This window comes from Streptomyces sp. FH025, assembly GCF_017427025.1.
Taxonomy (GTDB): Bacteria; Actinomycetota; Actinomycetes; order Streptomycetales; family Streptomycetaceae; genus Kitasatospora.
The window spans coordinates 1-6,694 of record NZ_JAFLNG010000433.1; the positions used below are offsets into that span (position 1 = coordinate 1).

General features: G+C 71.7%; 4 protein-coding genes. 3 read left to right on the plus strand and 1 reads right to left on the minus strand.

Annotated elements, in window-relative coordinates:
• Positions 1–14: 14 nt before the first annotated feature.
• From J0670_RS26015 to J0670_RS26025, 3 genes are all read left to right on the plus strand, one after another.
• Positions 15–617 carry a dihydrofolate reductase family protein gene (locus J0670_RS26015; protein ID WP_207814101.1) on the plus strand — a complete coding sequence of 201 codons (603 nt, stop codon included), beginning with the start codon at positions 15–17 and terminating at the stop codon, positions 615–617.
• A gap of 85 nt (positions 618–702) precedes the next feature.
• Complete coding sequence (locus tag J0670_RS26020) at positions 703–1,281, plus strand: hypothetical protein (RefSeq protein WP_207814102.1); 579 nt, start codon at positions 703–705, stop codon at positions 1,279–1,281.
• A gap of 562 nt (positions 1,282–1,843) precedes the next feature.
• Positions 1,844–6,133, plus strand: coding sequence for a DUF11 domain-containing protein (locus J0670_RS26025; RefSeq protein WP_207814103.1), 4,290 nt, complete (start codon positions 1,844–1,846; stop codon positions 6,131–6,133).
• A 209-nt stretch (positions 6,134–6,342) separates the two neighbouring features.
• Here J0670_RS26025 and J0670_RS26030 read toward each other — a convergent pair.
• Positions 6,343–6,694 (minus strand): Ig-like domain-containing protein (locus J0670_RS26030; protein WP_207814104.1); only part of this gene is annotated, 352 nt, incomplete at its 5' end.

A 6,694-nucleotide genomic window follows, 5' to 3' on the forward strand; every position in this document is an offset into this window, starting at 1 on the left:
ACAGGAGGTGCGACATGAGTGGCACGGGGCGACTGGTCGTGGCGATGCAGGTGTCCGCGGACGGCTACGTGGACAGTGAAGTGCCGGGCGCGGACTGGCAGTTGTGGAACTGGGGGCCGCAGTGGCCGTGGAGCGCGGACCTGCGGGCCTCGTTCAACGGCCTGCTGGCCGGCGCCTCGGGGATCCTGCTGAGCCGGCCGATGACGGACGAGGGGTACCTGGGGCACTGGGAGCGGATGGCCACCCTCCACCCCGGCGACGCGGACTGGGAGTTCAGCCGCGCGATCGGGGCACTGCCGAAGTTCGTGGTGTCCCGCTCGGGCCGCCCGCAGCGGCAGTGGCCGCGCACGGAGGTGCTCAACGGCGAACTGGCCGACACCGTGGCGGCGGCGAAGGAGCGGGCGGGCGGGACGCTGCTGTGCTTCGGCGGCGCGGGACTGGTCTCGGCGCTGCTGCGCGAGGGGCTGGCCGAGGAGCTGCGGCTGTTCACCAACCCCGGGTTCGCCGGGGCGGGCAGCAGCGTGTTCGGGCCGTGGCTGGTGGAGCACGGGTACCGCTTCGCCGACACGGCGGCGCACGCGTGCGGGATCGTGGAGAGCCGCTGGCCGCGCGAATGACCGGGGCGCCCCCGGGCGCTGACGCCGCTTTGCGAACCCTTTGCTAACATCCGCGCACCGAAGCAGTGGATCAAGGGGAGCAGCGGTGGAGCAGGACCGGGTCGAGCTGGCGTACGCGCTGACGGGGGAGGACTTCCAGGAGGCGTTCGCCGCCCAGGCCCGGCACACCCTGGCGGGCCGGCTGGCGCGGATCGCGATGTGGGTGCCGGCGGCGATGGCCGTGCTCGGCGGCGCGGCGAAGGCCGCGGACGGCGAGGCGGGTGCGGGGGACGCGGTGCTGCTGGCCGCGCTGGTGGCGCTCGCGCTGCTCGCGCCGCGGCTCCAGCTGCGGTCGGCGCAGGGGCGGGCGGCCCGGCGCGGCGGCGACTACCGCGCGGTGGTGGACGCCGCCGGGGTGAGCGTCACCGACGCGCGCGGCGTCCGCGCCCTGACCTGGTCGTCCCTGCCGCGCTTCCTGGAGACCGAGCACCTGTTCGTCGCGCTGAACCGCAGCGGCACCTGCGTGATGCTGTTGCCCAAGCGCGCCACCCCCGCCCCCGGCGCGCTGCGCGCCCTGCTCGCCCGCCACGCGACCCCCGTCGCCGGGGCGGCGGCGAAGGGCCAGGCGGCCCCCGTCGTCGGGGAGACGACCGTCGAGGAAGCCCCGGCGGCCCACCCGAAGTAGCCGACCGGGCCCGCCCGGCGGCGGGCCTCGGCCAGGCGGGCGCAGCGCCGTGGGGCCCCGCGCCGGATCCGCCGGGCGACCAGGAGGCCTCGCCCGCACCCGCGCCCACGCCCTCACCGCCCTGCGGTACTGACCGCGCCGCGCCCCCGGCCCGCCTTCAACTCCCCTCTGCGGTGCGGGCGGTGGGAGCGCGAAAGACAGGCCCCACGGCGGCGGCGTGCCGTACCCGTAGGCCTCACCCCGGCAGTGGGGATCCCCCTGGAGCGACCGGGGGAACGGCGTCGTGGCCCGCTCGGGGCGGGTCACGACGCCATGCCCGTTTCCACACCCCGGACCAGCCTGCACCGCGCCGACACATCCTGCAAAAGATTCGCAATTGCTTGACCAAGTGTCACGAATCAGTGTGAAATCTGCCACTGACGTCCGATTTATTGGCCTTTTTGTGCTGGTCGGGTCGTATCGGCCGTTTGTACGGACTGTCCTCGAAAGGTGGGTCTGCATGGACTGGTTGAGAGGGCGGCCGCGGGCCGTCTCGGCCGCGCCCGGGGGAGGAGGGCCACGGTTGTCGCTGATATCCGGGCCCGGGGCGCGCAGGGGGATGTCGCTGTCGCTGGTGCTGGCGCTGTTACTGACGATGCTGAGCCTGGCGGCGCAGGCATGGGCGGCGACGGTCTACCAGATCGAAGGCAGGTGGGCGCCGAACACGCCGACCAAGGTGGCCTCCGGTGACGTGGTCACCGCCGAGTGGCGGGTGAACGTCAACGACGACGCCCAGGCCCCGGCGAACGGGCCGGTGGACAACGTCACCGTCAGCGTGGCGCTGACCAACGGGGTGTTCGACTCGCTGCCGGGCCTGTGCCTGACGAAGGGGGTCACCCCCGCCTCGGCCCTGTCGGCCGACAAGAAGACCCTCACCTGCAACCTCGGTACCCAGCAGCAGGGCACGGCGGTGGCGTTGCAGGCACCCGTGGTGGCCGACGGCCCGACCGGCAGCCAGCTGACCGCGGTGGGGGCCATCGACGGCCACAGCGCCGCCCTGCCGCCGCTGGACATCGCCAACCCCTTCGCCATGGACATGCGCTGGGGCGTCGGTGCGGCGAACTTCAGCCAGGGAGCCGGGTACTTCGAACTCGACTACGAGTGGACGCTGAGCAAGGGGAGGGGCAGTGACCCCGGGCCACAGACGATCACCTACGACCTGACGATCGCCTCGCAGCAGGGAAGCGCGGTCCAACTCGCCCCCCAGGGCTGCACGCCGTACTCGATCCCCGCGCCGGCCAACGGCCACCCGTGGTCGGGCGGCGGCCACCCGGCCGACCGGACGGCGCCGTTCGTGGACAGCTGCCAGATCACGCAGACCGGCCCGAACACCTTCCAGCTCACGATCTCCGGGATCGACTACAACCCGGCCAACCCGCCGACCCTCGACTCGGCCGGCGGCCGGCTGCCGTCCGACCAGGTGGCCCTGGCCTCCGGATCGATCTGGGTACGCGTGCTCACCACGGCCGAGGGCTCCGCCGAACTGAAGGCGAGCGCCCCCACCTATACCTCGACCACCGGGCAGACCGCGCAGGACAACCCGGCCAACAACACCGAATCGAAGTCGTGGACGACTCCCGGCACGTACTCCTCCGGCTGGGGCCGGGGTTACACCGGCAGCGGCGGCACCACCTGGGACGACACCTACCGGGTGTCGGCGGGCACGACCGTCGGGCAGTACATGGACACCGCCATGCAACTGCACACCGACCGGCCCGACGACCGCCTCGTCGGGCTGTGCTCGGCCCTGGACACCAAGTACGTCACCTTCAACGGGTTCCGGTGGACCAACCCCGCCGGAGGAGTCAACGGCGCCGTGGTCGAGTACTACACCGGGAACGACGCCCACCTGGACCCGACCAGCGCCGCGTACGACCCGAACGGTTTCAACTGCGGCGTGACGGGAGGGTGGAGCACGACGCCACCCGCCGACCAGACACAGGTGAAGGCGGTCCGGGTCACGGCGACCCAGGGCCAGATGAAGGCGGTCGGCGCCACCAACATCAACCAGAACGTGTTCCAGACGATCAAGCCGGACGTTCCGGCCGGTACGGACGTGTGGAGCTTCTTCTCCGGGATCATGGACGACCCGCTCAACAACTGGTGGAACAAGGCGGGTTGCATCCTGAACACCCCCGGCCTCCGCTATCCGTGCACCACCGGCTTCCGGGACGTGGTCCGCGTGACGACGGCGTCGCCGGCGATCGGCAAGTCGGTCGACCGTGCGGTCGTCACGCCGGGTGTCCCGGCGACCTACACGCTGAACTACTCGGCGAACGGGGCCGGCGCGATCCCCGCCACGGTGGACGGCTTCAAGATCGTCGACACCCTGCCCGCGGGCGTGACGTACGTTCCGGGCTCCGCCTCCCCCGAACCCGCGGTGACCACCGACGGACCGGGCCGGCAGGTCCTGACCTGGACCCTCGACGGCGTCACCACCAACGTGGACCACGCGCTGACCTACCAGGCGGTGGCCGACACTTCGGCGACACCGGGCCAGGCGCTCACCAACTCCGCGACGGCCTCCTACGGCGGGATCACCACCGCGCCGGCGACCGCGCAGGTGACCGTCGCGACGAACGGGTACACCACGATCGCCAAGACGGCGGACGCCTCCTACATCCCGAACGTGAAGGGTGACGGGAAGGGCTCGGGTTCGTGGACGGTGACGCTGCGCTCGTACGACCCGGTGGCGCAGGCGTTCACGGACACGATCGACGTGCTGCCGTACAAGGGTGACGGGCGTGGGACGTCGTACTCCGGCTCGTACACGCTGGCATCAGTGACGCCGGTGGCGGGCGCGACGGTGTACTACACCACCGCAGCTCCCGGGACGCTGTCCGACGACCCGGCCGATCCGATGAACGGCAAGGCCGGTGACGTCACGGGCAACAGCGTGGGGTGGACGACGACGTTCACGCCCAACGCGACCGCCGTACGTGTGATCGGGCCCTCGCTGGCACCGGGCGCGCGCCAGCAGTTCAAGGTCGCCGTGGCGACGGACGGAGCCGTGGGCGGCGACACGCTCGTCAACCGGGCCCAGGGCCGGGACGGGCACACCGAACTGGTGATGCGCACCTCGGCGCCGATCACGGTGGCGAACTACTACTCGGCGTCGCTGAAGAAGTTCGCGCAGGGCAAGGACGGGCAGTGGCACGACGCCAACGAGGCGGCCGACTACCCGGTCTTCCAGTACGGCGACACGGTGAAGTACCGGATCGTCGTCACCAACACCGGCCAGGGCACGCTCACCAACGTCAAGGTGGCGGACGACAAGTTCCCGCAGGCCGGCGCGTTCACGATCGCCTCGCTGGCGCCGGGTGCGAGTGAGTCGCACGAGTTCAGCACCGTGCTGGACACGTCCGTGTCGGGCACGTTCGTCAACACCGCCTCCGCCACGGCGGACACCCCGCCGGACTCGGGCGTGCCGCCGGTCATCCCGCCGGACCCGGCGGGGATCGAGGTGACCAACTACACCGTGACCAAGACTGCGGACCCGGCCTCCGGGCAAACGGTGGCCCCGGGTGACAAGGTCACCTACACGGTGAAGGTCAAGCAGCAGGGCTCCGCCCCGGCGCAGGCCACGCTGTCGGACGACCTGTCGAAGGTCCTGGACGACGCCGACTACAACGGCGACGTCAAGGCCTCGACCGGCACCGCGCAGGTCAAGAACGGTGTGCTGACGTGGAACGGCACCGTCCCGGTCGGCGGCGAGGCGACGATCACCTACTCGGTGACCGTCAAGGCCGGCGGCGACGGCGACCTCGCCAACGCCGTGCTGTCGCCCGGCTGCGCGGCGGCCGCGGACGGAAGCACTCCGGGGTGCACGACGCACCACGAGACGGGCTGGTACACGTTCTCCAAGGTCGCGGACCCGAAGTCGGGTTCGACGGTGCAGGTCGGTGACAAGGTGACCTACACCGTGACCGTCTCGCAGAAGGGTGCGGGCGACGTCAAGGGTGCGACCGTGACCGATGACCTGTCGAAGGTGCTGGACGACGCCGCGTACAACGGCGACGTGAAGGCGTCGTCGGGTGCGGCTGTGGTCAAGGACGGCAAGCTCATCTGGAGTGGCGACCTGCCGGTCGGCGGGACGGCGACGATCACGTACTCCGTGACCGTCAACGGCAACGGTGACGGCCAACTGCACAACGCGGTCACCACGCCGGACGACAAGCGCGGCCACTGCGAGACCGAGAAGGGCTGCGAGACCGACCACCTCTACGGCTCGTACACCTTCTCCAAGGTCGCGGACCCGAAGTCGGGTTCGACCGTGCAGGTCGGCGACAAGGTCACCTACACCGTGACGGTGACCCAGCACGGCAAGGCCGGGATGAAGGGCGCGACCGTCACGGACGACCTGTCGAAGGTGCTGGACGACGCCGCGTACAACGGTGACGTCAAGGCCAGCACCGGCAGCGTCTCGGTGACCGGTGACAAGCTCGCCTGGACCGGGGATCTCCCGGTTGGGGGCACCGCCACGATCACCTACTCCGTGACCGTCAACGGCAACGGTGACGCCCAGCTGCACAACGTCGTCACCACCCCCGACGACAAGCGCGGCCACTGTGACACCGAGGAGGGCTGCGAGACCGATCACATGCTGCCCGGAACCACTCCGCCGCCCACCGAGCCCCCGGCTCCCGGTAGCCCGGAGCCCGGCAACCCCGAGCCCGGCCCGCAGGCCCCGGCTCCGTCCGGGATCCTCGCCCACACCGGCGCCGTCGTGCTCACCGCGGCGGGGATCGGCGGCACGCTGCTGATCCTCGGCGGCCTCGCCCTCGCCCTCAGCAGGAGGCGCCGCAACAGCTGAGACAGCAGGACCTGACAGGGGTGTCCGTGGCAGCCGGCCACGGACACCCCTTTCGCTTGCCCGCGTCGCGGGCGGCGCACCCGGGCGGTGTCGACGAGGGCCCGCCCGGCGGTGGGCGCCACCAGTGGAGGCGCCCCCGCCTGGGCGTGGGTCAGCGGGCGGGCCCGGGCGTGAGGGCCCGGGCGGGGCCGGGCGCTTGCGGGGCAGCCTCAGGGGGTGACCGTCACCGTGAGGGTCTCGGGGTTCGCGCTGTTGCCCTGGTAGACCGTGTCGCCGCTGTAGACGGCCGTGATGACGTGCGCGCCGGCGGTCCGGAAGAAGACGACGCGCCCCGCGGCGGCGCAGGTCCCGAGATTGAGGACCAGGCGTGCCGTGCCCAGGGTCGTGCCGGTCGTGGTGTCGGTGAACGTCACGGTGCCGGTGGGCGGGGTCGTGGCACCCGTACCGGGGGCCGGGCAGACCAGGTCGTCGAGCACCACCGGCCGGCCGAGCCGGACCTGTTGGGGCAGCGCGATCAGGCGCGTGGCCACCGGCTTGCCCGGGGTGGTGTAGCTGATGGTG